Source organism: Bradyrhizobium sp. SZCCHNR1015 (genome assembly GCF_032489875.1).
GTDB lineage: Bacteria > Pseudomonadota > Alphaproteobacteria > Rhizobiales > Xanthobacteraceae > Bradyrhizobium.
Genome location: NZ_JAUEYW010000006.1, coordinates 320,239 through 345,897, shown reverse-complemented (window position 1 = coordinate 345,897; position 25,659 = coordinate 320,239). Strand labels below are relative to the sequence as shown.

24 protein-coding genes and 1 tRNA gene are annotated in these 25,659 nt (G+C 64.7%); 7 read left to right on the top strand and 18 right to left on the bottom strand.

The window, feature by feature from the left end; translation table 11 throughout:
* Positions 1-236: 236 nt before the first annotated feature.
* Positions 237-1,532, bottom strand: coding sequence for a cytochrome P450 (locus QX128_RS13340; RefSeq protein ID WP_316216574.1), 1,296 nt, complete (start codon positions 1,530-1,532; stop codon positions 237-239).
* Positions 1,533-1,756: 224 nt separating this feature from the next.
* Here QX128_RS13340 and QX128_RS13335 point away from each other — a divergent pair, with 224 nt between their 5' ends.
* From QX128_RS13335 to QX128_RS13325, 3 genes are all read left to right on the top strand, one after another.
* On the top strand, positions 1,757-2,929 hold the full coding sequence (locus QX128_RS13335) for an isovaleryl-CoA dehydrogenase (RefSeq protein ID WP_315803196.1): 1,173 nt from the start codon (positions 1,757-1,759) through the stop codon (positions 2,927-2,929).
* Between the two features lie 208 nt (positions 2,930-3,137).
* The gene (locus QX128_RS13330; protein ID WP_316177660.1) at positions 3,138-4,271 is read left to right on the top strand and encodes a DUF898 family protein; all 1,134 of its coding nucleotides are present in this window, start codon (positions 3,138-3,140) and stop codon (positions 4,269-4,271) included.
* Positions 4,246-5,391: a M48 family metallopeptidase gene (locus QX128_RS13325; RefSeq protein ID WP_316237654.1), complete on the top strand. Its 1,146-nt coding sequence runs from the start codon at positions 4,246-4,248 to the stop codon at positions 5,389-5,391. The genes QX128_RS13330 and QX128_RS13325 overlap by 26 nt, the downstream gene beginning before the upstream one ends.
* A 238-nt stretch (positions 5,392-5,629) precedes the next feature.
* Here QX128_RS13325 and QX128_RS13320 read toward each other — a convergent pair whose 3' ends face one another.
* Positions 5,630-6,367 (bottom strand): DUF2927 domain-containing protein, encoded by a 738-nt coding sequence (locus QX128_RS13320; protein ID WP_316177662.1) that lies wholly within the window; start codon positions 6,365-6,367, stop codon positions 5,630-5,632.
* A gap of 120 nt (positions 6,368-6,487) precedes the next feature.
* Positions 6,488-7,060, bottom strand: coding sequence for a L,D-transpeptidase (locus QX128_RS13315; protein WP_315803198.1), 573 nt, complete (start codon positions 7,058-7,060; stop codon positions 6,488-6,490).
* A gap of 277 nt (positions 7,061-7,337) precedes the next feature.
* On the opposite strand from QX128_RS13315, the gene QX128_RS13310 reads away from it, so the two are divergent.
* Positions 7,338-8,885, top strand: a complete 1,548-nt coding sequence (locus tag QX128_RS13310) for an acetolactate synthase large subunit (RefSeq protein ID WP_316177445.1) — start codon at positions 7,338-7,340, stop codon at positions 8,883-8,885.
* A gap of 138 nt (positions 8,886-9,023) precedes the next feature.
* Complete coding sequence (locus QX128_RS13305) at positions 9,024-9,539, top strand: hypothetical protein (protein WP_316177447.1); 516 nt, start codon at positions 9,024-9,026, stop codon at positions 9,537-9,539.
* 177 nt (positions 9,540-9,716) lie between these two features.
* On the opposite strand, the gene QX128_RS13300 is transcribed toward QX128_RS13305, so the two are convergent.
* Positions 9,717-9,917 carry a hypothetical protein gene (locus tag QX128_RS13300; RefSeq protein ID WP_315803201.1) on the bottom strand — a complete coding sequence of 67 codons (201 nt, stop codon included), beginning with the start codon at positions 9,915-9,917 and terminating at the stop codon, positions 9,717-9,719.
* Positions 9,918-10,308: 391 nt separating this feature from the next.
* On the opposite strand from QX128_RS13300, the gene QX128_RS13295 reads away from it, so the two are divergent.
* Together QX128_RS13295 and QX128_RS13290 are read left to right on the top strand one after the other, a co-directional pair.
* On the top strand, positions 10,309-10,536 hold the full coding sequence (locus QX128_RS13295; RefSeq protein ID WP_315803202.1) for a hypothetical protein: 228 nt from the start codon (positions 10,309-10,311) through the stop codon (positions 10,534-10,536).
* Between the two features lie 131 nt (positions 10,537-10,667).
* Entirely contained in the window at positions 10,668-12,017 is a 1,350-nt protein-coding gene (locus QX128_RS13290; RefSeq protein WP_316237653.1) for a ferric reductase-like transmembrane domain-containing protein, read from the top strand.
* A gap of 96 nt (positions 12,018-12,113) precedes the next feature.
* Here the strand turns inward: QX128_RS13290 and QX128_RS13285 are convergent, their stop codons facing one another.
* The 14 genes from QX128_RS13285 to QX128_RS13220 form a co-directional block, all read right to left on the bottom strand.
* Complete coding sequence (locus tag QX128_RS13285) at positions 12,114-13,172, bottom strand: nickel/cobalt efflux transporter (RefSeq protein ID WP_316237652.1); 1,059 nt, start codon at positions 13,170-13,172, stop codon at positions 12,114-12,116.
* Between the two features lie 7 nt (positions 13,173-13,179).
* Positions 13,180-13,458: a metal/formaldehyde-sensitive transcriptional repressor gene (locus QX128_RS13280; RefSeq protein WP_315714001.1), complete on the bottom strand. Its 279-nt coding sequence runs from the start codon at positions 13,456-13,458 to the stop codon at positions 13,180-13,182.
* 275 nt (positions 13,459-13,733) lie between these two features.
* The gene (locus QX128_RS13275; protein WP_316237651.1) at positions 13,734-14,264 is read right to left on the bottom strand and encodes a hypothetical protein; all 531 of its coding nucleotides are present in this window, start codon (positions 14,262-14,264) and stop codon (positions 13,734-13,736) included.
* A gap of 42 nt (positions 14,265-14,306) precedes the next feature.
* Positions 14,307-15,122 carry a TIR domain-containing protein gene (locus QX128_RS13270; RefSeq protein WP_316237650.1) on the bottom strand — a complete coding sequence of 272 codons (816 nt, stop codon included), beginning with the start codon at positions 15,120-15,122 and terminating at the stop codon, positions 14,307-14,309.
* 301 nt (positions 15,123-15,423) lie between these two features.
* Positions 15,424-15,846 carry a hypothetical protein gene (locus QX128_RS13265; protein ID WP_316237649.1) on the bottom strand — a complete coding sequence of 141 codons (423 nt, stop codon included), beginning with the start codon at positions 15,844-15,846 and terminating at the stop codon, positions 15,424-15,426.
* Positions 15,847-16,422: 576 nt separating this feature from the next.
* Positions 16,423-16,854 (bottom strand): helix-turn-helix transcriptional regulator, encoded by a 432-nt coding sequence (locus tag QX128_RS13260; protein ID WP_316237648.1) that lies wholly within the window; start codon positions 16,852-16,854, stop codon positions 16,423-16,425.
* 12 nt (positions 16,855-16,866) lie between these two features.
* Positions 16,867-17,115, bottom strand: a complete 249-nt coding sequence (locus QX128_RS13255; RefSeq protein ID WP_316237647.1) for a type II toxin-antitoxin system RelE family toxin — start codon at positions 17,113-17,115, stop codon at positions 16,867-16,869.
* Positions 17,116-17,433: 318 nt separating this feature from the next.
* Positions 17,434-18,150 carry a Spy/CpxP family protein refolding chaperone gene (locus QX128_RS13250; RefSeq protein ID WP_316237646.1) on the bottom strand — a complete coding sequence of 239 codons (717 nt, stop codon included), beginning with the start codon at positions 18,148-18,150 and terminating at the stop codon, positions 17,434-17,436.
* Between the two features lie 146 nt (positions 18,151-18,296).
* Positions 18,297-21,467, bottom strand: coding sequence for a CusA/CzcA family heavy metal efflux RND transporter (locus QX128_RS13245; protein WP_316237645.1), 3,171 nt, complete (start codon positions 21,465-21,467; stop codon positions 18,297-18,299).
* Positions 21,464-22,888 carry an efflux RND transporter periplasmic adaptor subunit gene (locus QX128_RS13240; RefSeq protein ID WP_316237644.1) on the bottom strand — a complete coding sequence of 475 codons (1,425 nt, stop codon included), beginning with the start codon at positions 22,886-22,888 and terminating at the stop codon, positions 21,464-21,466. Before QX128_RS13240 ends, QX128_RS13245 begins: the two co-directional genes overlap by 4 nt.
* A gap of 76 nt (positions 22,889-22,964) precedes the next feature.
* Positions 22,965-23,357, bottom strand: a complete 393-nt coding sequence (locus QX128_RS13235) for a FixH family protein (RefSeq protein WP_316237643.1) — start codon at positions 23,355-23,357, stop codon at positions 22,965-22,967.
* A 96-nt stretch (positions 23,358-23,453) separates the two neighbouring features.
* Positions 23,454-23,819: a hypothetical protein gene (locus QX128_RS13230; protein ID WP_316237642.1), complete on the bottom strand. Its 366-nt coding sequence runs from the start codon at positions 23,817-23,819 to the stop codon at positions 23,454-23,456.
* Positions 23,820-23,990: 171 nt separating this feature from the next.
* Positions 23,991-24,065 (bottom strand) — tRNA-Val (locus QX128_RS13225).
* 240 nt (positions 24,066-24,305) lie between these two features.
* Entirely contained in the window at positions 24,306-25,592 is a 1,287-nt protein-coding gene (locus QX128_RS13220) for a hypothetical protein (RefSeq protein WP_316237641.1), read from the bottom strand.
* Positions 25,593-25,659 lie beyond the last annotated feature (67 nt).

Genomic DNA, 25,659 nt, shown 5'->3' with positions numbered 1-25,659 from the left:
GAAAGCGATTCGTCAGTCACTCGACCGAGGAATCATCCATTTCCGGCAGCAAAATGGTAAGTTAGCGCCAATGGGGGTATGCCTCCACGAGGGTGGTTTGCTGAGAGATACCCCTCACCCAACCGAGTGCGCGGATGGGCCGGAGATGCCCTCTCCCACAAGGGGAGAGGGCACTGTATCGCACAGCTACTGGACCGTTCGAGCCGGCGCCAATTGGATTCGCCCTCAAACACAACTTAAGCCGCAATCGTGACCGGCAATGTCTCATATCCCTTCACGAAGCTGGAATAGACGCGCTTGGGCTCGTCCATCACGTCGATATGATCGAAGCGTTTCAGGATCTCCTCCCAGATGATCTTGAGTTGCAGCTCGGCCAGTCGCAGGCCGACGCAGCGGTGGATGCCGAAGCCGAACGACAGATGCTGTCGCGGACGGGCGCGGTCGATGATGAAGTCGTAGGGGCGCTCGATGGCGGCCTCGTCGCGGTTGCCCGAGACGTACCACATCACCACCTTGTCGCCCTTCCTGATCTGCTTGCCGCGGAACTCGATGTCCTCCAGCGCGGTGCGGCGCATGTGGGCGAGCGGGGTCTGCCAGCGGATGACCTCGGGCACGAAGCTGTCGATCAGTGCAGGGTTGTCCTTGAGCTTGCGGTACTGATCAGGGTTCTGACTGAGCGCATAGATGCTGCCGGACATGGTGTTGCGCGTGGTGTCGTTGCCGCCGACGATCAGCAGCACGAGGTTGCCGAGGAAGTTCTTCGGGTCCATGTTCCGCGTCGCCTCGCTGTGGGCCATCATCGACAGCAGGTCGCTCTTCGGCGGCTGGCTGGCGCGCTCCTGCCAGAGCCGACCGAAATAGCGCGCGCAGTCCATCAGCTCCGCCTGCCGCTCGTCCTCGGTCGCCACCAGCCCGTCGGGGCCGGGAATCGTGGTGGCGATATCCGACCAGCGCGTCAGCTTGCGGCGGTCTTCCCAGGGGAAGTCGAACAGCACCGCCAGCATCTGCGTGGTCAGCTCGATCGAGACGCGATCGACCCAGTCGAACACCTCGCCGACAGGCAAATTGTCCAAACATTCGGCGGAGCGCTTTCGGATGTTGATCGCGAGCTCGTCGAGATGCGTCGGCGTGAACATCGGCGCCACGGTCTTGCGCTGCGCGGCGTGGCGCGGCGGGTCCATCGCGATGAAGCTCTCGCGGCGGAGATCCGGATCGACGTCGCGAATGGTGATGCCGCCGAGCGCGGACGCCGAGGAGAACACCGCGTGATTGGTCTCGATCTCCATGATGTCGTCGTAGCGGGTGATCGACCAGTAGGGGCCGAACATCGATTCCTTGCAGTAGTGCACCGGATCCTCACGGCGCAGCCGGTCGAAATACGGCCAGTGCGTGTCGGTGCGGAATAACTCCGGATGACCGGGGTCGAATTCGGCGAGCGGCAGCGATGCGGCGCGGCCGGCGGCAGCGTCGATGACGCGCTCGCCCTTCGCGGCGTGACGATGTGCCTCGGCCGTCGTGCTGGTCCCGTGCATGGACGTCTCCCTGATGGCCGGATTCGCGCTGTCCGGCGATGCTTGGCGCGATTACATCCTGCCCGGGAGCGCGGGGCAAGCGCCGAGTTTGACGGGGGCTGCCCCGTCAAGTCTTGCGTCGCAAGGCTGGTGTTCGGCCGGACGTCGGGCGTGACAAGCGCCACGCCACGGAATATGGCTTTGAGCCATTGTTGCAAAGCAGAAGACTAGCAGGAGGCCGCCCCATGATCGCCAACGCGCAGCGCATGTTCAATTTCGATCTCGGCGAGACCGCGGACGCGATCCGCGAGACGGTGGCGAGCTTTTCGCAGGAGCAGATCGCGCCGCGCGCCGCCGAGATCGACCGCTCCAACCAGTTTCCACGCGACCTCTGGCCGCGGATCGGCGAGCTCGGCCTGCACGGCATCACGGTCGAGGAGGAGTATGGCGGCGCCGGCCTCGGCTATCTCGAGCACTGCATCGCCATGGAGGAGATCTCGCGTGCCTCGGCCTCGGTCGGCCTGTCCTACGGCGCCCACTCCAATCTCTGCGTCAACCAGATCCGCCGCAACGGCAACGAGGCGCAGAAGCGCAAATATCTGCCCAAGCTGATCTCGGGCGAGCATGTCGGCTCGCTGGCGATGTCCGAGCCGCAGGCCGGCTCCGACGTGGTGTCGATGAAGACGCGCGCCGAAAAGAAAGGCGATCGCTTCGTCCTCAACGGCAACAAGATGTGGATCACCAACGGTCCGGTCGCGGAGACGCTCGTGGTCTATGCCAAGACCGATCCGCAAGGCGGCCCGCGCGGCATCACCGCGTTCATCATCGAGAAGGGCATGAAGGGCTTCTCGACCGCGCAGAAGCTCGACAAGCTCGGCATGCGCGGCTCCGACACCTGCGAGCTGGTGTTCGAGGATTGCGAGGTGCCGGAGGAGAACGTGCTGGGGCAGGTCGGCCGCGGCGTCAACGTGCTGATGTCGGGCCTCGACTACGAGCGCGCAGTGCTCGCGGCGGGTCCGCTCGGCATCATGCAGGCCTGCATGGACGCGGTGCTGCCCTATGTGCACGAGCGCAAGCAGTTCGGCCAGCCGATCGGCACTTTCCAGCTCGTCCAGGGCAAGGTGGCCGACATGTATACGACGATGAACGCCGCGCGCGCCTATGTCTATGCAGTGGCCAAGGCCTGCGATCGGGGCGAGACCACGCGCGAGGACGCGGCGGGCGCCATTCTGTTCGCCGCCGAAAAGGCGACGCAATGTGCGCTCGATGCGATCCAACTGCTCGGCGGCAACGGCTACATCAACGACTATGCGACCGGGCGGCTGCTGCGCGATGCCAAGCTGTACGAGATCGGCGCCGGCACCAGCGAGATCCGCCGCATGCTGATCGGGCGGGAATTGTTCGAGAAGACGTCCTGAGGCGCCGACCTAACGGTTGGCGTATGCGGGACATGCGTTCGCCAACCGGCCAGTTGCAGATATTTTAATCATCCCCACCCAGGCCGGTGTTTTTTTCCGGCCGACTTAAGTAGAAAATGCGTCGAACCTCGGAGTCGTCCCGGCGACGAACCATTGAGGCATATTGTAGATCTTTTTGCGTGTGTCGGAGGCCTGAGCCGTGAACCAGATGAGTTACGTTCCGGAGCAGCCGCCGCCGCTTCCGCCTCTCACCGCTACCTTCTCGGGGGCGCGTGGCGAGTTCTTCCGGCTGGTCAGCCGCGGGGCGGCCATCGAACTGATCACACTGGGCTTCTACCGCTTCTGGCTCGCGACCGACATCCGCCGGCATCTCTGGGTCAACACGGCTGTCGACGGTGATGCCGCCGAATATACCGGGCGCGGCAAGGAGCTCCTGATCGGCTTCCTGTTCGCGATGGCGATCCTCGTCCCGATCTATCTCGCCTATTTCCTCATCGGCGTCGAGGCCGAGCGCTACCAGGGCTTCGCCAGCGTGCCGCTGGTGATCGCCTTCTACGCGTTCGGCCAGTTCGCCATCTTCCGCGCGCGCCGCTACCGGCTGACGCGCACGGTCTGGCGCGGCATCCGGTTCTGGATGACGGGTTCGGGCTGGGCCTATGCCGGCCGCGCCATGCTGTGGACCTTGTTGGCGGTGGTCACGCTGGGGCTGGCCTGGCCGTGGCGCGCCGCCGCGCTCGAGCGCTACAAGATGCGGCATTCGCATTACGGTGATCTCAGCGGCGACTTCGAGGGGCGCGGCTGGGAGTTCTTTAAGCGCGCCTGGTATCTGTGGCTGGTCGCGCCGTTTGCACTGCTGCTGTTTCCGCTGTTTCCATTCGTCTATGCGCAGTTCAAAGCGATCGAGTGGCGCTGGTGGCTGTCGGGCATTCGCTTCGGCGGCGTGCGGCTGGAATCGGACCTGCCAAACAATGCCTTCTACGGTCTCTACTGGAAGGTGATCGGCTGGTGGTTCCTGCTGTCGATCGCCTCCGGCGCCTATTTCAGCGGCGTCGCCGCGCTGATGATCAAGCTGCTGGGGCCGGGAAGCGACGGCCTGCCTCAGGTGCAGGCGCTGTCCGACAATGTGCCGATGCTGGTGCTGGTCGGATTGGGCTACATCGCCTGGATCCTGGCGCTCAACGTCGTGATGCGGCTCTATCTGGTGCGCGACATGTGGGCGAAGGTGCTGCAGTCGGTTCACGTGCATGGCATCGAGGCCATGGCCAATGTCGCCGCCAAGGGCGATCTGGCCAGCGCGCTCGGCGAAGGGTTTGCCGATGGACTCGACGTCGCCGGATTCTGATCCCGCGCCGGCGGGCGCCGTTGCGCCGGCCGACGCCACGCCGGTCGAGCCGGCCGCTCCGCTCGGCGGCCCCGCGGTCTATTTCGACGGACTATCCAACCGGCGGCAGACGGTCACGATCGGCCTCGCCAATCAGCTGGTGATGCGCAGCGCCGACAATTTCGTCTCCTGGCCCTATGAGGACATCCGCCGTGTCGATGCGCCGAGCGGCACGCTGCGCGTAAGCTGCCTGTCGGCGTCGCCGCTGGCGCGGCTGGAGATCCGCGACGCGGCGCTGTCGGCCGAACTGATCGCGCGTTGCGGCCACATCGACCAGAACAGGATGACCCGCGGCGCCATCGCGCGCATCGTCGGCTGGTCGCTGGCGGCCGCGGCCTCCATCGTCGCCGTCGTGCTGGTGGTGATTCCGTTCGCCTCCGACCGCCTGACGCCGCTGGTGCCGCCGACCATGGAGCGGCATCTCGGCGAGGCCGCCGTGGTGCAGATCCAGACCGTGTTCGGCGACAAGCTCTGCACCGAGGCGGCCGGGCAGGCCGCCTTCGCCAAGCTGGTGACGGCGCTGCGCCGCCCCGCCGGCCTCGACGACGGCATCGCGTCGCAGGTGCTGGACACGCCGATCCCCAACGCCTTCGCGCTGCCGGGCGGGCGGTTCTTCCTGTTCAGGGGGCTGCTCGACAAGGCCAATGACCCCGATGAGGTCGCCGGCGTGCTGGCGCATGAGCTCGGCCACCTCAAGCATCGCGATAATCTGCGGCAGCTGATCCACAATGGCGGCAGCTCGTTCCTGATCGGCCTGCTGTTCGGCGACGTCACCGGTGCGGGCGCGGCGGTCTTCGCCTCGCGGGCCATGATCAACGCGTCCTATTCGCGCGAGGCGGAGGCGGCCGCGGACGGCTTCGCGATCGAGGTGATGCACAAGCTCGGACGGCCGACGCGCCCGATGGGCGAATTGCTGTTCCGCATCACCGGCAAGGAGGACGGCAAGCGCCCGTCGCTGTGGGCCAGCCATCCGCTCAGCGAGGACCGTCTCGCCCGCATGCGCGCCGAAGACCGGCCGCCGAGCGGCCCGCCGCTGCTGAGCGCGGAGGAGTGGAAGGCGTTGAAGGGGATTTGCAAGTAGCGGAGTTGCCGCCGCCGCTACTGAGTTGCCGGGTCCGTTTCGGCAAAACCGGTGTCGTCCCGGCGAACGCCGGGATCCATAACCACCGAGTTTGATTGTTGGAAGAAGGTCTCGCCCAGCGTGCTTCATCGCAGGGCCGCGGCGTATGGGTCCCGGCGTTCGCCGGGACGACACCAGAGTTTGACGCGCGATAGGAACCTCAACTAAGGGCCAAGACCCCCCGCGAACTCAACCCCTCTCACTCCGCCAGATTGTTGGTCTTCCTCACCCAGGCCCGCACATCCGTCAGCACGTCCGGCAGCACGGCCTTGACCTCGGCGAGCGTCATGCCGGCCTTGACGCGCGGGTCGTACAGCATGTTGAGGATGTACTGGTCGTAGACGTCGAAATAGCCCATCGAGACGTTGTCGTTGAACATCGTCCAGGGCACGCTCGCGGTGTCGTTGATAGGCCCGAGCGACTGCAGCAGCTCCTCATAGGCGCAATCGAGGAAGACGAAATCGCCGTTGTCGACGGTGAGGATGACGTCGGAACGCTCGATCTCGAACGCCTCGTTCTTGCGGAAGCCGGACAGGCATTGCGGATCCAGCGAGGTCTTGATCTCGCGCGCGCGCTCGCTGCCATAGGCCTGGCTGATGGTGTGGTAGAGGTCGCGGTCGCGCACCAGCTTGACGCGGACATTGGCGTCGCCGTCGGTCTCGGTCATCGCGATGTCGAGGTTGCGGATGCGGGCGGCGATGTCGCTGACGACCTTGGCGAGCTGCGCCTTGCGGTCGGCGCGGCGGCCATCGGCGAACACCCGCACCGGCGCGCTGTACTTGCGGATGCGGTCGACCCGGCCCGCCAGGTGATACTCGGCGCCGAACGCGGTCTTGAAGAAGCCGTCGGTGATCTCGGCGTCGGTGAAGCTCTTCTTCTCGACGCGCTGGCGGGCGGCGATCGCCGGGATCTCGGCGGCGGACGCCGGCAGCGGCATGGTCACGAGCGCAGCCAGCGCGGCCACCACCGCGCTCCGCACGGAGCGCCAGGAGCGGGGCCGCTCCTGGCGAGGATGCGCGCTGGGACCTTGCTTCATCGTCGCGGTCGCGTGCGGCGCTCAGTTCTTGACGATCACGGTGGTGCCGACCGAAACGCGGTCATAGAGGTCGGCGACGTCGTCATTGGTCATGCGGAAGCAGCCCGACGATACGGCCTGGCCGATCGTCTCGGGCTCGTTCGAGCCGTGGATTCGGTACAGCGTGGAGCCGAGATACATCGCGCGCGCGCCGAGCGGGTTCTCGATGCCGCCGGCCATGTGGCGCGGCAGGTCGGGCCGGCGCCGCAGCATCTGCGACGGCGGGGTCCAGGCTGGCCATTCCTTCTTGGCGGTGATGCGGTGCACGCCGCTCCAGCGGAACCCGTCACGGCCGACGCCGATGCCGTAGCGCAGCGCCTGGCCGCCGGGCAGGACCAGATAGAGCCGGCGCTCGCTGGTGTTCACGATGATGGTGCCCGGCGCATACTGGCTCTGGAACATCACGGTCTCGCGCGGGATCGGGCTGACGGCGCCCTGGTAGAAGTTCGGCCCGCCGCCGAAGATGTCCCTGGTGTCGAACATTTCCGCCCGCGCCATTCCGGCGCTTGCCACCGACGCCACCGCAGCAATTCCCAAAGCCAAACAGCGCTTCATTTCCATCCCCTGGCAAATATCAATTCCGTTCGCAGACAGGCCATAAACGGTTGCACTTCGCAACCCACGGCGGCGTGAGGCCGGTATGTGGCGACGGTCCGTGACCCAAATCCCACGGAAAATCGCCCGCGTCCTGGACCAACATCCTGTTAGCCAAGCCCGCGCATGAGCACCGTGGCGATGGCAGCAATGCGGCCAGCCCCTTTGACGCCGCGGGCGAACAATGATTGATCTGCCCAGCATTGCAAATGGCGCGCGGAATCAGCAGGAGAATAGGATGAACGGTGCGGAAAGCCTGGTGCGGACCCTGGTCGCGGGGGGCGTTGACGTCTGCTTTACCAATCCGGGCACGTCCGAGATGCACTTCGTCGCCGCGCTCGACCGTGTCGAGGGCATGCGCTGCGTGCTCGGCCTGTTCGAGGGCGTGGTCACCGGCGCCGCCGACGGCTATTTCCGCATGAAGGGCACGCCGGCCTCGACGCTTCTCCATCTCGGCCCCGGGCTCGCCAACGGCCTCGCCAATCTGCACAACGCCAAGAAGGCGCGCTCCGGCATCGTCAACATCGTCGGCCAGCACGCCACCTACCACATCGGCTTCAACGCGCCGCTGACCTCGGACATCGAGGGCCTGGCGCGGCCGATGTCGGACTGGGTGCGGACCTCGCCGAGCGCCAAGGCCGTGGCCGCCGACGGCGCCGCGGCGATCGCCGCCGCCAAGAGCGCGCCGCCGCAGATCGCGACCCTGATCCTGCCCGCCGACACCGCCTGGAACGAGGCCGACGGCATCGCCCAGGTTCCGGCGGAGACGCAGCGCCCGAGCTACTCGGCCGATGCGGTCGAGAAGGCCGCCAAGATCCTGCATGCCCACGGTCCCGAGACCCTGGTGCTGATGACCGCGGGCGCGCTGACCGAGCAGGCGCTGACCTTCGCTCAGCAGATCGCCGGCAAGACCGGCTGCCGCGTGATGGGCCAGACCTATCACCCGCGCATGGCGCGCGGCGCCGGGCGGTTCTCGATCGACCGCATTCCCTACGTGATCGAGCAGGCGCTGCCGATCCTGAAGAACTACAAGCACATCGTGCTGGTCGAGGCCAACGACCCCGTCGCCTTCTTCGCCTATCCGAACAAGCCGAGCATGCTGAAGGCCGAGGGCACCGAGGTCCACCGCATGACGGCGTGGGGCGAGAACTCGGCCGCCGCGCTCGAGGCGCTCGCCGGCCATCTCGGCGCCAAGGCCGCGGACGTCAAGCCGCAGCCGCTCGCCGAGCTGATCAAGCCCACTGGGGCGCTCAACCACGCCACCATCGCGCAGGCGATCGCCTATGCGATTCCGGAGAACGCGATCGTGGTCGACGAATCCATCACCACGGGTCGCGGCTTCTTCCCGCCGACGGCGGCCGCCAAGCCGCATGACTGGCTGCAGAACATGGGCGGCTCGATCGGCTTCTCGACCCCCGTGGCGACCGGCGCCGCGGTGGCCTGCCCGGATCGCAAGGTGATGTGCCTCGTCGGCGACGGCAGCGCCATGTACACGATCCAGTCGCTGTGGACCCAGGCGCGCGAGAACCTCAACGTCGTCACGGTGGTGTTCGCCAACAGGATCTATCAGATCCTGCGCGGCGAGTTCGACGGCGTCGGCGCCGGAGAGCCCGGCCAGCGCGCCCAGGACATGCTCAAGATCGACCGCCCGACGCTCGACTTCGTCGCCATGGCCAAGGGCATGGGCGTCCCCGGCCGCGCCGTGACCTCGGCCGACGAGTTCAATGCCGCGCTGGCCGAGGCCAATGCCGAATACGGTCCGCGCCTGATCGAAGTGCAGATGTAGGTTCCTCCGCCCGCAACCCGGCGGCCGCAAATCGGCCGCCGGTTGATGGCAGCGTCATGTCAGCATTTATGTGGTTGGCGACTCAGCACGATCGCGTGTTGATGGTGACGTCTCCATCGTTTGTTTTGTTTGGGCGGCATGCACAGCGAATTGAACCGGCTGATCTCCGCGTTGCAGGAGTTCTATGCGCGCGAGCGCTTCATCCTCGACCGCGATCTCGGTGAGCGCGCTTTGACGCACCGGCTCTCGGTGCATCTGGAGCGCAACTTCCTCGGCTGGGACGTCGATTGCGACTACAACCGGCTCGGCGACCGCGCCATGCTGCTCCCGCGCGGCACCATCGTCTCGACCGACGACGAGCTGGGAAAATCGATCTACCCCGACATCGTCGTGCACAAGCGCGCCGTGCCCGACAATCTGCTGGCGATCGAGGTCCGCAAGGCCGGCAACCACCAGCCATTGGCGCACGACCGCCACAAGCTGATGGCGCTGACCGACCCGCATCTGTGGTTTGCCTATTGGATCGGCGTGCTGGTGATTCTCGACCGCCGCCACGTGATCACGCCGGAGGTCTATGTCGGGGCCCGAATCGACCCGGTACTGTCGGCCTGGTTCGCGGGGCGATTGCAGCAGATGGGGCTGGCGGCCGCATAGACACGTCAGATCACGGGCGCTGAGACCCGCATCGTGAGAGGCGCCGCCAGCGGCGCGTCCATGAGGCGCGGGAAGAAGAGATCAGACGCGATTGCGCTCTCCAGACGGGACCGGGACCGACCGGTCCGAGCCACTGGCAGCGCCGGGCGTGCCCCTTGAGGCACGCCCGCGCTGGATCTACTTCGACATGCCGTCGCCGGACGTCTTCTTGGCCGACTTCTTCTTCGTCTTGCTCATCTTCATGGTGTCGCCCCCGCCCATGGCGTCGCCGCTCTTCGCCGACTGGCCGGTGGTCGTCATCGGCTTCTCCGTGGACTGGGCAAGAGCGGCCGACGAGACGAACGCGAGGGCGGCGGTGGCGATGATCAGTTTACGCATGCGGAAAACCTCCGTGGGTTGGAAACGCGCCGGACCATAGGCGAATTCGACCCGCGGCGTTCTGACGCAGGAATCAGGAAAACGTGAGAGTTCCGCCCCGCAAAAGCCGACTTGACCGGCGGCACGGGCAGCGGCGAGGGCGTTCTGTGACGATTGTGCCGGGCGCAGGGAGCCCATGCGCGGGTGAGCGAGGCCAATTTGGCCGAGTGCATCTACGCAGCAGCCTCCACCTGCGGCTGCGGGCTTCGGGCTCGCATCGCGATGCGGTGGCCTCGTGGCGTCATGGGAATGAATGTCATGCCAAAAGGTTTAGCGCCCGGTTCTCTCTTCCAAGGAGATCGCGAGGTTCGCGCACCGCGCTCTCGCTGACGCTCAGGCGGAGCGCCGTGACATGGCGGTGCCGACGCTCGCGCCCTTGCGGACGGCGCAGTCTCGCCAGCCCGAAGCGGCCATGGCGCTGCTATGGATCGTCGATCAGTTCTGCCTGCAGCGCGACGTCGCAGCCGAGATCCCGGCCGAGGTTGCTCGAGCCCACGATCAGGCATCGGCATTCTCGCCAAGCTCGGGCGCTGCCTCGAGGCCTTCCGGATCAGCTATCAACGGTCATCAGCCAAACTAACTGAACGAGAACACCCTGCGAGCCCTGTTGAAGTTGGCTTGCAGCTCATGACGATCAGCCTTGAGCCAGCTCAAGGCTGCGCCGCTTAATCAGTCCAGGATTGCGTCGATGTCGTCGTGAGAGAAGCCCGCATGCAAAATCTCAAGCGAGCATTTTGGGGGACCCTGGCGGTTCTCTCGCTGCTGTGGCTGGTTGCGGAACCAGATCCATTTGGACCGGGCGCCTTCTTTCCACTCCGTGAAAGGATGGTGCAGCTGAGTGGCGTCCTGGCAATCGGTTGCATGAGCATGGCGATGATCCTCGCATTGCGACCGCGCTGGCCGGAGGCATGGCTGGGCGGCCTCGACAAGATGTACCGCCTGCACAAATGGTTCGGCATCGCGGCCCTTGTGACCGCCATCGTCCACTGGCTCTGGGCCAACGGTCCGAAATGGGCGGTCGGCTGGGGTCTGCTGGCGCGGCCGGAGCGTGGGGCAAGGCCGCCCATCGCGAATCCCGTCGAGTCTCTGTTTGCGAGCCTGCATGGATCGGCCGAGGGGCTCGGCGAGTGGGCCTTTTACGGCACGGTGGTGCTGATTGCCTTGGCGCTCGTTCAGTCCTTCCCGTATCGGCTGTTCTACAAGACACATCGGCTTCTCGCCCTGGCGTACCTGGTGTTGGTCTTTCATGCGGTCACGCTGACAAAGTTCAGCTACTGGATGTCGCCGCTCGGCTTGACCATGGCGGCGATGCTTGCCTGCGGGACGTGGGCGGCCGCGATTACGCTGCTGCAACGCGTCGGCGCCGGGCGGCAGGTCAAAGGCAGGATCACGTCGCTCAAATACTATCCCGGCGTCAGAGCCATGGAGACCGAAATCGAGGTGTCCCATGGCTGGCCCGGGCACAAGCCGGGCCAGTTCGCCTTTGCCACGTCGGACGTCTCCGAGGGCGCACATCCGTACACAATTGCGTCCGGCTGGAACGGTGAGGATCCCCGGATCACCTTCATCACCAAGGAGCTCGGGGACCACACGAGCCAGTTGCGGGAGAAGCTCCATGTCGGGCAGGAGGTGAAGGTCGAAGGCCCCTATGGCTGCTTCACCTTCGACGACGATTGCACACACCAGATCTGGATCGGTGGTGGCATCGGTATCACGCCTTTTGTCGCCCGCATGAAAGAGCTGGCTATGCGGAAGGGGAGCCCCGATTGCCCCGTCGCGACGGTGGACTTGTTTCACACCACGGCGGATGTCGACGAGGAGGCATTGGGAAAGCTCGCTGCGGACGCGCGTTCAGCCAATGTCCGCCTGCACGTTCTCATCGACGCCCGCGACGGGCGGCTGACGGGCGATCGTGTTCGCCGGGCAGTGCCGGACTGGCAAAACGCAAGCATCTGGTTCTGCGGTCCGACCGCCTTCGGCGAGGCGCTCAGGCGCGATTTCGCTGCGCAACACTTTCCTATCAGAGAGCGCTTCCACCAGGAGCTCTTCGCGATGCGCTGACAGAGAGGGCTGCGCTCAGGGCATGTCCTTGGCGCAATTGGACCCGCTGCGAACGTGCTGCTGCTCGGGCTTTGCCCCCCCCGGCGCGCCTCCGCCTCAGATCATCAGTTCGTGCAGGCCCAGCCAACCCGTATAGGTCCCCACCAGCACGATCAGAGCAGCCGAGAGATAGGGCGCCCGGTGCGCGAAGCGGCTGAAGCCGGACCAGTGGCGTTCGACATGCCGAAGGCTGAGTGCGGCGAGCACGCCGGCGGACACCATGGTGATGGCCAGGCCGATGCCGAAGCAGAGCACCAGGACGAAGCCCAGGCTGAACTGCTTCAGTTGAATGCACAACAGCAGGACCGTGATGGCGGCGGGGCAAGGGATCAGGCCGCCGCTCAGTCCGAAGAGGACGATCTGTGCGGTCGTGACCGTACGGCCGGCGAAGCGCCTGCGAATGTCGTCGGCGTGGGCGCGCGCATGGGCATCGTCCTCGTCGCCGAGGTCCATGTGATCGTGCGTGTGCTCCTCGAACAGCATCTCCACGGAGTCCCCGGCAAGCGTGATGCGTGCCTTGAAGGCGTGCGGCTCCGGGATCTCCTCGATGCTCTCCAGGACGTCGCCGCTGGTCCGGAAGCTGAACCGCTGCTCGCGGCCGTCGTCGCGGACGGTCGTGACGTGGAGCGTGTCGGCGGCCGGGAGTGCGGTCTCGTCCCGGATCCGCCAACGCGGCGGCACGCCGTCTTCGAAGATCTCGACCGACAGCGCGTGGCCGGCGAGCGCGACCGATCGCGGCTCGTCGTGATGATGATGGTGATGGTGCCCATTCTGGTCGCGCCAGGTGCGCCAGACCATCCAGGCCGCGATGCCGATGATGATGACGGCCGAGATCAGTTGCAGGAAGGCTTCGCTGCGCTCGCCCGAAAGCTCCCGGCCGAAGTGAAGGCCGGCGAGTGCGACCACCCATACGATCGCGGTGTGGGAGATGGTCGCTGAGAGGCCGAGCAGAACGGCCTGCAGGACGGTGCCGCGGATCGCGACGATGAAGGCGGCCATCATGGTCTTGGAATGGCCGGGCTCCAGGCCATGCAGCGCACCCAGGGCAATCGCGCTGGGCACGAACAGCCACGCATGCGCGCTGCCTTGCTGGAGCAGTTGAGCCAGATCGGTCATGCCAGTCTCACTTCAGATAGGTCCGCACGACCTCGATCAGGTCGGCGGCGCCCTTGGCCTTGTCGGGATCGCTTTCGTGGGCGGGGTCCACGACATGGTGCCGGATGTGATCTTCCAGCAGCTCGGTGGTCAGGCCTCCGATGGCGCCCCGGACCGACGCGACGAGCATCAGCACGTCGGCGCAGCCGAGCTCCGCCTCGAGCGCGCGTTCCACCGCGTCGATCTGGCCCTTGATGCGCCGGACGCGCGCGAGAAGCTTGGACTTGTGCTTGATGGTATGCGACATTGAGATAATATAGGGGGGTACCCTATATAGGTCAACGTCGCACGGCGGCCGGCGAGCGAAAATGGCGCTTGCGGCAACCGAAAAGCCGATGCTGATGACAGCTTCGCGCCGGCAGTGGTCTGGAGAAGAAAGAGACCGTTGGCCACGCTTGAGAACGGAACACAGCTCCGACAAGTCCCAAGTGTTCTGAAGCGTATCCCGGTGAGGACAGATGGTGGGCGCACAAGGGATCGAGCCTTGGACCTCTCCCGTGTGAAGGTAGGGGAGGTCTTAGGCTATCGTTTTGTTATTGCGTTACTTTCGTCGTGTGTTGTGGCGCCTGGGCGGATTTCGGGCGGCTCTGGCTCCGGAGGGGAGCCATATTGGACGTGTAGAGGAAAGCCGCCACGTATCGCGGCCCGGACCGCAACGAGCAGCTTGACGACGCACGGCTCGAACGGCTCGATGAGAAAGACTGGGCCTGCTTCCTTCATTGGATATCGTGGCCAATAGCCTGTATGGGCTGCGTGCAGCTTTTCCAACTCGGCTCGTTCTTGAGGTCCAATCTCTAGCCCGCGCTCATCCGCCTCCTTTAGCAGGGCGTCGAGTTGATGTCCGAATATCTGATTGCTTTCGAGGTCCTTGAGCGGCACGCCGTGAGCGAGCAGAAAAGCCTTGAGCGCAAGTTCGACTGCATGGCAGAGCATGAAGTAGCGCGGCCACGAGATTGGAAGCCCCGAGGGCGCCTTTTCCGGGAGGTCTCGGAAAGCTTGGTAGAAGTCTTCCGCCAAATCCAGAAATCGGTGAGATTCGATGGGGCTCGTCATCTGATCGCGATGGCTCTCGTGAGGAGGTGCTTTGCTGGCTAACTAACCCCATGCCTTGTTTGCGTCGAAATCCATGCCTGCCGCCTTTAGCTCCTTTACGAGCTTCATTTTCCAACCGTCCGCCGGATCAAAATCGGAATAGATGACCCCGAAAAGGTCCGACGGAATTTCGACATCGCCTCTGCGCAAAAGGCAGGTGCGACCACGGCCGAGCTTGCCGGCAAAATAGCCGAGCTCAAAGATCACGTTTTGACGAGCGCGAGCCGCAGGGGCTGATGCGCTTCCTGCGACATCGTCCGGAGTGAGTAGCACAACTGCAAAACCTACCCGGTTGGCGCAATCTTCGAATTTCTCGATGATTGTACGACCCTCGTCAGGCTGCTCACGCAGGACGATGGCCTGCAATTCGAGCCGTTCGAGGAAGCGAGCAACGGCTTGCAGCGCCGCCTCGTCGTGGCCGTGCACGACAAAAACCTCATTCTTTGGAGCCCGCCGGATCTCCTTAATATTCGAGGGTGGGAGCTCTTGTTGATCGGCAATTTCGTCTTCAAGAAAGCGGATCGCCTCGCCGAGAAGCGCGATCGATTTCGCTTTCCCTTGGGTTAGATAGTGCCGCACTTTGTTCAGTTCCGCTGGATCTGGACCCAGCATGCGCCGCCCCACGACAATGGGCACGCTCATTGGGCCGTTATCCAGCCGCGTGGCTGCGCTGTAGCGCTTGTATTCGATCGTATCGTGCCCAAAGGCCGAAGAGAGTGTTCCCTCGATAGCGGTTTCAAGTGCCAACACGCTGGGGTCAAAACGGATTTCTATTGCCTGTGGATCGAAGGCTTCGAGATCGGCGATCCGCTCGCGCAACCGACTTATGCATCGTCGCCGCTGATCGTTCGATAGAGAAGGACGTGGAGTAGGTGGGGGTGGTTGTGTGGGGCGAGCCATTCGATCATCCCAACTAATATAGTAATAACGAGGGCTATATCAGACATTGGAAGTTGCGGGGGCTATGATTATGCCATCACCTCGCGGGACCGGAAACCCGCAATTCGATGTCTGTAGCTAAATTGAACGGAATCGATGCAAGAAGGCCCCGTCGAACTACGGATTTCCTTTCTCTGGTTCACGCGGTCTTTCAGCCTACGGTGCCTCCTTGCGGCCGGCCTCATAGGCATCGCGAAGCGCTGCAGAGCTCGCCGCACGCCTCGGGAGAGAGCAACGGCAAGCCGTGCTCACGCTTCCACGCCGCGACGATGGCGGCCGCCTGGTCGATCGTGGTGCCGGTGGGTTCGTCTTCGAACAGGCCGGCGGCGATCGCCTCGCCGAGGGTGATGCTGTTTTGATTGGGCGCGCTCGCCGGCCGCTCGTCTGCCGTGCAAAACTCGATTGGCGATCGTTGGCTCGTCCGCGGGCTCGCGGCGCGAGCGAAGGCTTGCGCCGCCGATTGCGCCGCCTTGCGATCCGGCCGGCCGTTGATCGACCGCCGGCCGGCGTTGTCGTCAAAGTAGAAATAGCGACTGATCCGCACATCGAAACTCTCCTCGTGCGGAATCAACCGTACCGTCGTTTGCTCTAGGGTGGCCTTCATGATGTGGCCCAATGAGTTGATTACGCTTGAATGATGCGGTCGAGACTCTGCGTCTGGCGACGTTGCAGGTCAGATGCAGCGACACTCCCGATCATCAATCATCGAGATCTATTTCCTGTCTTACACAGGGACTGGTCGGATGTTTGGGCATCCAAAATCCACCCCTGTATCCGGGCGCCCATTCTTTCATGGATACGGCGAATAGCGATATCTGCTATCTCTTCTCGCTCCCAGTGAGCATCCGTTCTGCTCGGATCGTTAAGTACTGACTGCCTGACCTGCTCCTCGAAATTATTGCAGCCTCCGAATACTGACCCCACTAAGGTTGATGGTGGGTCGCACTTGCTCGCGCCGGCCACAATGGCCCTCGTCCAATAGCAGATAACGATGGGAGGACTACCTTCCTCTGGAGGAGGCGTCAGAGCCAAGCAGCTTGTCGCCCACAACAGCCCAAACAGAAGTCCGAGACAAACCCTCAACATGACGCTCTCTCCGACGGCGCGCCCCCCCTGCTCGCTCAAGAGCTACCCGACGGCCCGTGTGAACATAGCTAAGTAGTGGGGATCTCGCGTGTTCTCATATTGCCTTGCGTTTTTTGGCAGTCCGGCGCGGTGCGTCTTCCTCGCTTGGCCCATCTGACACCAAACTATCGATTGTCACTTTCAGCGCATCCGCCAGCTTGCGCAACGTTTGAACGTCGCCGCTTTTGCGTCCGACCTCGATCTCGGACAGGTAGCCTTGCGTGATGCCCGCGCGTTTGGCGAGTTCATCTTGGCTCAAGCCGCGCTTCTTACGGAAGAATGCAAGCGGCGTTTTCGCCGCAAGGAATGCATCAACCTCGGCGCTGCTAAAGGTCTCTTCCTCACCGCTCTCCACGCGAGCGATCGAGCGGCGCAGGGTTTTCGCGTCAGCGGCGTCTTCATTGGCTGCGGCGAGCAGTTCATCGTATTCCTTGCGGGACAAGATCACGATGTCGTCGCCTTGCGGGGTTTTGGTCATCACGGGCATGTCGGTTTGTCCTTAGTCGTAGATCCCGCCGCGCGGGCCGATGTCGTGAATGGTGATGGTGTCGGCAGTCTCCGTAAACAGGATGCGGAAATCCTGAACGCGCAACCGCAAACGATCGCTTCCGACTAGCGCTTTGACGTTGCGGGCCTGCGTTTCCGGGTTAGCCGCATACTGTTCGATCTTAGCGCGGATCAGCTTAGCTTTGTTGGCGTGACGCTTGAGGGCGGTCATCGCGGTGAGGGTGTAAGCGATCGCTTTCATGACCCTAATATCGCCTATAGCAATATAGCCGTCAATTGCTATGAGCGATAATTTCGGATGTTGGCCAGGCGTTTATTCCGGCTGGTCCAAAGTTCGGTCTCACTGCAAAACCCACTCGGACTCTAAATGCTGCTGGATGAAACTTCGGTGGCAGGTCACTCCTTGCCGTCTTGGCCGCAGACACCTTCAGCGCCTTCGCCTTGCTGGTCCCAATTGACGGCATCTTGTCGTTGCACGAAACCCACGAGCGCAGCGGATCCCCCGTTCGGATCGAGGACTGCCAAGTGGGGGCGACGGCTTCACGCAGCGGATCCTCTCCTAATGGCCCCGCTGCATCCGCATGGAGCTCATTCGGCCGCCCCGCGTCCCCATCGGCGGCATGCCGAGATTGGGCGCGAGCAGTTCGTCGGCCACCTTTCGCTGCTCGTCGGAAAAGGTTGCGACGAGGTCGCTCAGGGTGGTCTTGATCGCTCGCGTGGCGTCGAGGCGAGCCGATAGCGATTTTTCCTTTGCGGTCAGCTGGTCGAGCACCGTCTCCGAGCCGGACTGCGACATCATCGCAATCCTGAGATCACCGAGCGTCTTCGCACGCGCGCGAAACGCATCGGCGAAACCGTTCCATGCCGGCATCTGGGCGTCCGTGATCTTGAGCTCCGCCCGCAGGAACGCGATCCGTCCCTCCACATGATCGAGCACCTCCATGCCGCCCATGCCATCGTCGGACGGCCGCGTCATGCCGGACATCATCGGCATCATGTTGGACATCGGCATGCCGTCCATCATCTTCATCATGCCGCCGCCCATCATGGTCTGTGACGAACTCGCCCCGCTGGTCGATTTGCCGGCATCCGTTGCTGGCGCTTCCTTCTGATCAGGATGATGGGCCGAATGGTCAGTGGAGGATTGAGCAAAGGCGGGATGCGCCAAAGCCGAAAACGCCAACAGAAAAGCCAGGGGCAATCTTTGCATGACCAAGTCCTCCTTCAGGGGGCGATCAACAATGGCCGGACGTAGGCCATTCAGGTTGATCCACATCAACGACCGGCGGGCTCAGGGGGGACGATCGTTCGTCTTCAGCGCCGGTACGGCTAGTCGCTGACCATGATCGGGCGCCTTCGCCTGCGACCACCGGGGCTCCTGTCGCGAAATTTTTCATCGTCTCTCCTCTCGCTGTCGGTGGATCAGGCTGCCCTTTGCACGCCCTGCGACCCGCTTAAGGCGTCCGCCGTCGTCCCTGTTCTGGTCGACAGGCTGCGTCCCTTCACCAGACCGAAGATGGCCGGAATCACGATCAGGGTGAGAAGGGTCGACGAGATCATGCCGCCGATCATCGGCACGGCGATGCGCTGCATGATCTCCGAGCCCGTGCCGGTGCTCCACATGATCGGCAGGAGGCCCGCCATGATGGCGACGACGGTCATCATCTTCGGGCGCACACGCTCGACCGCGCCCTCCATGATCGCGTCCTGGAGATCCTGCCGGTTCAGGGGGCGACCTTCGGCATCGCGCCTCGCCTTCACCGCAGCCAGCGCGTGATCGAGATAGATCAGCATCACCACGCCGGTCTCTGCGGCGACGCCGGCAAGCGCGATGAAGCCGACGGCGACGGCGACCGACAGATTGAAGCCGAGCCACCACATCATCCAGATGCCACCGACGAGCGCGAAGGGCAGCGACAGCATCACGATCAGGGTCTCGGTCATGGCCCTGAAGTTCAGATACAGCAGCAGGAAGATGATGGTGAGCGTCACCGGAATGACGATCTTGAGCCGGGCCGCCGCGCGCTGCAGATACTCATACTGCCCGCTCCAGAGCACATAGGTGCCGGCCGGAAACCGGATGCTCTCGGCGACGGCACGCTGCGCGTCCGCGACGTAGCTGCCGATGTCGCGGTCACGGATGTCGACATAGATGTATGTCGCGAGCTGTCCGTTCTCGGTCCGGATCGACGTGGGACCCCTGGCCGGCTCGACCTTCGCGACCTCGCCGAGCGGCACGGCGCCGCCGGACGGCATCGGCACCAGCACCTCGCTGGCGATGGCCTTCGGATTGTCGCGGAGATCGCGCGGATAGCGCATGTTCACGCTGAAGCGCTGGCGGCCCTCGACGGTCGTGGTGATCGTCTGGCCGCCGAGGGCCGCTGCGATCGTATCCTGAACGTCCTGGACCAGGAGGCCGTAGCGGGCGAGAGCCTCGCGATCGGGCGTGATCTCGAGGTAATAGCCGCCGATGCCGCGCTCGGCATAGGCCGAGGAGGTTCCGGGAACGGTCTTGATCACCCGCTCGATCTGCTTGGCCAGACGATCGATCTCGGCGAGGTCCGTGCCCATCACCTTGACGCCGATCGGCGTGCGGATGCCGGTCGAGAGCATGTCGATGCGCGCCTTGATCGGCATCGTCCAGGCGTTGGAGACGCCAGGGAATTGCAGCGCCTTGTCCATCTCGGCAACGAGGCCGTCGATGGTGACGCCGGGACGCCACTGCTCCCTCGGCTTGAGGTTGACGACCGTCTCGAACATCTCGGTCGGCGCAGGGTCGGTGGCGGTCGCCGCGCGTCCGGCCTTGCCATAAACCGAGGCGACCTCCGGGAACGACTTGATGATCCGGTCCTGCATCTGCATCAGCTCTGCCGCCTTGGTCACGGAGATGCCGGGCAGGGTGGTCGGCATGTAGAGCAGCGTGCCCTCGTTCAGGCTCGGCATGAACTCGGTGCCGAGCTGGCGCGCCGGCCAGATGGAGACGGCAAGAACGACCATGGCTGCGAGGATCACGAGCGTTTTCGCTTGCAGCACGCCCTTGATGACCGGACGGTAGATCCAGATCAGGAAGCGGTTGATGATGTTGCGATGCTCAGGAACGATCCTGCCGCGCACGAAGATCACCATCAGCGCCGGTACCAGCGTCACCGAGAGCAGCGCCGCTGCCGCCATCGAGAACGTCTTGGTGAAGGCGAGCGGACTGAAAAGGCGTCCTTCCTGCGACTCCAGCGTGAAGATCGGCATGAACGACACCGTGATGACCAAGAGGCTGAAGAACAGGGCGGGGCCGACCTCCGCGGCCGCGTCGATCAGGATCTGGACGCGTGATGCGTCGGGCGCGGCGCGCTCCAGATGCTTGTGTGCGTTCTCGATCATGACGATCGCGGCATCCACCATGGCGCCGATCGCAATTGCGATGCCCCCCAGGCTCATGATGTTCGAGCCAAGTCCGAGCAGCTTCATTGCGCCGAACGCCATCAGCACGCCGACCGGCAACATCAGGATCGCGACCAGGGCGCTGCGCACGTGCAGCAGAAACACGATGCAGACGAAGGCAACGACGATGCTCTCCTCAAGCAGCGTGTGCTTGAGCGTGCCGATCGCGGCATAGATCAGGTTCGAGCGGTCATAGACCGGAACGATCTCGACCGATTTGGGCAGACTGCTCGCGATGTCCTTGAAGCGTTTCTTGACGTTCTCGATCACGTCGAGCGCATTGACGCCGAAGCGCTGCAGCACGATGCCGCTGGCGACCTCGCCCTCGCCATTGAGCTCCGCGATGCCGCGCCGCTCGTCGGGACCGAGCTCGACATGGGCGACGTCGCGCAGCAGCACCGGCGTTCCGCCGGACGTCTTGAGCACGATGTTGCTGAGATCGTCGATGCTCTTCAGATAGCCCTTGCCGCGGATGACGTATTCGAACTCGGACAGCTCGACCGTGCGGCCGCCGACATCGGCATTGCTGGCGCGGATCGCGTCGCGGATCTTCTGCAGGCTGATGCCGCGGTCGCGCATGCGCTGCGGGTCGAGCACGACGTTGTATTGCTTGACGAAGCCGCCGATGCTGGCGACCTCGGCGACGCCCTCGGCCCTGGCGAGCGCGAATTTCAGGTTCCAGTCCTGGATCGTGCGGGTGTCGGCGAGATTGAGCTCCTTCGACATGACCGCATATTGATACACCCAGCCGACCCCGGTCGCGTCCGGGCCGATCGTCGGTGTCACCCCCGCCGGAAGCCTCGAGGCCGCGCTGTTCAGGAATTCCATCACGCGCGAGCGTGCCCAGTAGATGTCGGTGCCGTCCTCGAAGATGACGTAGACGAACGACACGCCGAAGAACGAGAAGCCGCGTACGACCTTCGACTTCGGCACCGTGAGCATGGCGGTCGTGAGGGGATAGGTGACCTGGTCCTCGATGACTTGAGGCGCCTGACCGGAATATTCGGTGTAGACGATCACCTGGGTGTCCGACAGATCGGGGATCGCGTCGAGCGGGAGGTGAATGAGCGCGTAGAAGCCGGCCGCGGCGGCGAATCCGGTGCCGAACAGGACCAGCAGCAGGTTGCGTGCCGACCAGGCGATGACGCGGGCGATCATTTGTGCTCTCCCATGCCGGCGTGGTCGCCGCCGGCGGATTGCGCTCCGTCGGCGTCCGCGAAGCTCTTCAGCGCGGCCTTCAGGTTGCTTTCGGCGTCGATCAGGAAGTTGGCGGAGGTAACGACCGCCTCGCCATCCGACAGGCCGTCGCGCACCTCGACATAGCTGGCATCGCGGCGGCCGAGCCTCACGGCGCGCGGCTCGTAGCGACCGTCGCCCTTGTCGATCAGGACAGCCTGGCGGCTGCCGGTGTCGAGCACGGCATCGGCCGGCACGGCCAACAGCGGCGCCGGATCCGCGGTGTCGATCTCGGCGTCGACATACATGTCCGGCAGCAGCGCGAGGTCGGGGTTGGTGAGCTCGATCCGCACCCGCGCGGTACGCGTATCCTTGTTCACCTGGGGATAGATCACCGCGATGGATCCGGCGAAGGTCCGGCCCGGGAAGCTGCGCGCGCGGATGGTCACGGGCTGCCCCACCGCGATGCTGCCGAGGTCGCGTTCGGCCACGTCGACGAGCGCCCACACCACGGATATGTCGGCGATCCGGAACAGCACGTCGCCCGGATTGGCGCGCATGCCTTCGATCGCGTTGCGCTCGAGCACGATGCCGTCGCGGGGCGCCGACCATTGCACCGTGACCGGCGCGATGCGCGACTTCTCCATGGCGGTGATCACCGGCTCCGGGACATCGAGATTGGTCAGGCGCTGGCGCGAGCCGCGTCCGTAGACTACATTGCTGCCGACGATGTTCGAGTTGATCGTCGAGAGATATTCAGCTGCGGCGGCAGCGATCGCCGAGCTGTAGATTTCCATCAGCGGCTGGCCCGCCTTCACGCGCGTGCCCGTGGTCACGTCGGCGACCTTCTGTACGAAGCTCTCGGCCCGCATCGCGATCACCGAGATTCGCCGCTCGTCGAGCTGGATCGTACCTGGCGCCTTGACCGCGATGCGAAGCGTGCGCCGTTCGACTGGCGCGGATCTCACGCCCGTCCGCTGGATCCTGCCGGGCGACAGCTTGACCACGCCATCCTCGGCATCGTCCCCTTCGTAGACGGGAACGTAGTCCATCCCCATCGGGTCCTTCTTCGGGGAAGGGGACGTGTCCGGCAGGCCCATCGGATTGCGGTAGTAGAGAATCCGGCGCGAGGAGTCGGCCTGCTGCTTCGGCTTGGCCGGCTCCGGCGCGGCCTGATCGTCGTCGTAGACCGGCAGGTAGTCCCGCCCGCGATCGTCTTTCCTGGGGCCCGCCGACCAGGCAGGGGCGCCGCTGGGATCGCGGTAGTACAGCGGCATTCGCTCTGCCGCCGCCGCGGCGTGATGGGTACGAAGCGACGGGAGCGAGCTCTCGATCGACCAGAGACCGGCCATACTAATTCCGGCGCCGAGTGTGACGGTCGCGAGCAGGCGAAAAATGGTCATGGCATCACCGTGAGGCGCGCTGGCGCGCGCTATCCATTGGAAGGGTGGGGCGCCCGTCGGGGAGCGCCCCGCAGGCTCACTTGGTCGCCTTGACGATGACCTTGCCGGTGACCGTCTCCGGCTCGCCCTGCACCTTGGCGGAGAGCGTGACCTGGTAGCGCCCGGCCATCGGCAGGTCGGTCTTGAAGGCGTAGACGCCGGGCTCCCTGGACGGCAGCGGCGCCACGTCCGACACCATGTCGGCCATCCCGTCCGGCGCCATGTCGACGCGGGTCTTGAAAATGACCGCGTCGGTGACGGCCTTGCCGGTCTGCTTGTGGGTGAGACGAACGGCGACCGTGACGTCGTCGCCCTTCTTCATCTCGGCCGTGACGGGCTCGAAGCTGTAGTCGGCAGCGCCGGCGATGGCGGCCGTTGCGGCGAGCGAAAGGGTGGCGGCGAGCGCCGCGGTGCTGATTCTGGAAGGCATGGTCCTGTCCTCATGAATGGATCTCGGCCGTGGCGCTTCGCGGCGCGCACGTCGGTCATCGGCGCGCAGGCGTTGCGCGCGTCGGCTCGTGCGAGATCAGATTCGAGGAGGTCGGAACGGAGGACTGCCGCTGTGAAGAGCAGCGACCTGGTCGGCGGGAATGGCGATCCTGGTCGCGCTCACGGCGAGCGGCGCGAAGGCAACGGCCCTGACATCGCCGAGCGCAACCGTCCCGCCCGCGCAGCAGAAGCCCATGCCGCATTTGTAGTCATGCGAAGGAGACCCGGTCCCCTTCATGTCGTCGGGACAGCATTCGTCCATCGACATGCCGGCCCCGTCGTCCACCTGCATGTCCGTCTGCATCGTGTCCGACGACGCCATCGCAGCCGCCGATGCGCCGATCGGCAGCATCGCCAGCGACAGCGCAATCGCAAACGCCAGGATGGTACGGACGAGCCGCATCGAGATGGAGATACCTTTCGGGCCGCGGAACGAGACGACTAACATAAGCGAGGCGCCGACGCAGTCGTTGATCCCGCTCAATCCTGCGTGACCATCGCGTCGCCCGAGGCATGACGACAGGCCAGACCAGCCCAAGCGATCGCATGAAAGGAAAGGGGGGGCGGCGGCAAATGGTGGGCGCACAAGGGATCGAACCTTGGACCTCTCCCGTGTGAAGGGAACGCTCTCCCGCTGAGCTATGCGCCCGGTTGCCGGTGGCGGTCGTGGCTGTGAGCCAGCGAGGCGCCCGAAGCAGTCCGTCGGAGCCCGCGATTTACGAAGCGCGGGCAGGGGGTGTCAAGGATTTGCGGCGGAGATGGCGAGGAAAACTGCTGGAGCGCGGCGGGCTGTCCTCGCTGGGGGCCGAAACCGGCGCCATGGCGTGCCGGCTTCCATGCTGAACCGAGGGGCAGATCCGCTGCTCTCGGAGCCCGCTCCGGCCCGTTCTCAGGCCCCGATCTGCCTTGCCCGCGAGGCGTGCGACTGCAACGCGCGGATGCGGTCGGCCAGGGTGCCGCCCTGGGGCGCACCGCCGGCCGCGGCAGCCGGCGCCGCGGCGACGCCATTGGCGTTGGCGGGCTTGGCAGGGGCCGGTTCGGCGGCCAGCATGGCCTCGATGGTCGAGTTCGGGCCCTCGATCTGCATCGCGAGCTTGGCGACCTCGGCGGCGATGTCGTTGATGCGCTCGCGCAGCAGCGCGTTCTCCATCCGCTCCTGGGCCCAGGTGCTCTCGGCCTGCTGCTGGATGGCGTTCATCTCGCGCTGCAGCTTGGTGCGCTCGTCGCGGGCGGCCTGCAGCTGCTGTTCGAGGGTGGCCTTCTCGGATTTGAGCCGCTCGAACGCGGCCGACTTGCCGCTGCCCATGCCGGCCAGCTCCTCGCGCAGCTCCTTCAAGGCGCGGTCGGCGGCCACGTTGGCCTCGCGCAACTGGTTGTTCTCGAAGTCGCGCTCGGCGAGCAGCTTGCCCTGGGTCGACAGCCGGCCCTCGAGGTCGGCGACGCGCGTCGCCAGCATCTCGGCTTCCTTGACCTGCACGATCAGCTGGCGGTCGAGCTCGGTGACGCGCTGGCTGAGATTCTCGACCCGCGCGCGGGCGTCGTTGAGCGCCTTGGTCGCGGTGTCGGATTCGTCGCGCTCCAGCGCGAGGCGGGCCTGGGTCGCGGAGAATTCCTTCTCGGCGTCGGAGACGCGGCTGCGCAGCTCCTCGACCTGGGTCCTGACCGAGACCAGCTCGACCTGGCGGCTGTCGGCCAGCAGCGCCTTGTCGTTGAGCTCGGCGGTGAGGCGGACCTGCTCGGCCTGCTTCTCCTTCAGCGCCTGCTCGGCGGCGCGCAGCGCCTCGGTCTTGGCGGCGAATTCTTCCTCGGTGGCGCGGAGCTGGTCCTTGAGCGCCTTCTCGCGCGCCTCGAGGGCGAAGATCGCGGCGTTCTTCTCGCCGAGCTCGATCTTCATGCGGTTGATGGCGTCGGTCTTCTTGCCGAGGTCGGCGAGCTGGCCGGTGGCCTTGTTCTTGAGCGCGTCGACGCTCATCTCCAGCCGCCGCGCCGACATCGCGAACTCCGCGCGCAGCTGGTCCTTGTCGGCCTGGATCTCGGCCATCGACAGCGGCGTCGCCGCCTCGAGCCGTCGCGTCGTCAGCCGCACCGCACGATTGTGCACCAGCGGCACGACCATGAGGGCACAGAGCATGGCGATCAGAAAACCGATCGCAAAATACATGATCGGCTCGACCATGACGCACAACTCCCGATCCGAAATGATTAACGGAATCACAATGCACGGCGGGCTGATTCATTGCCAG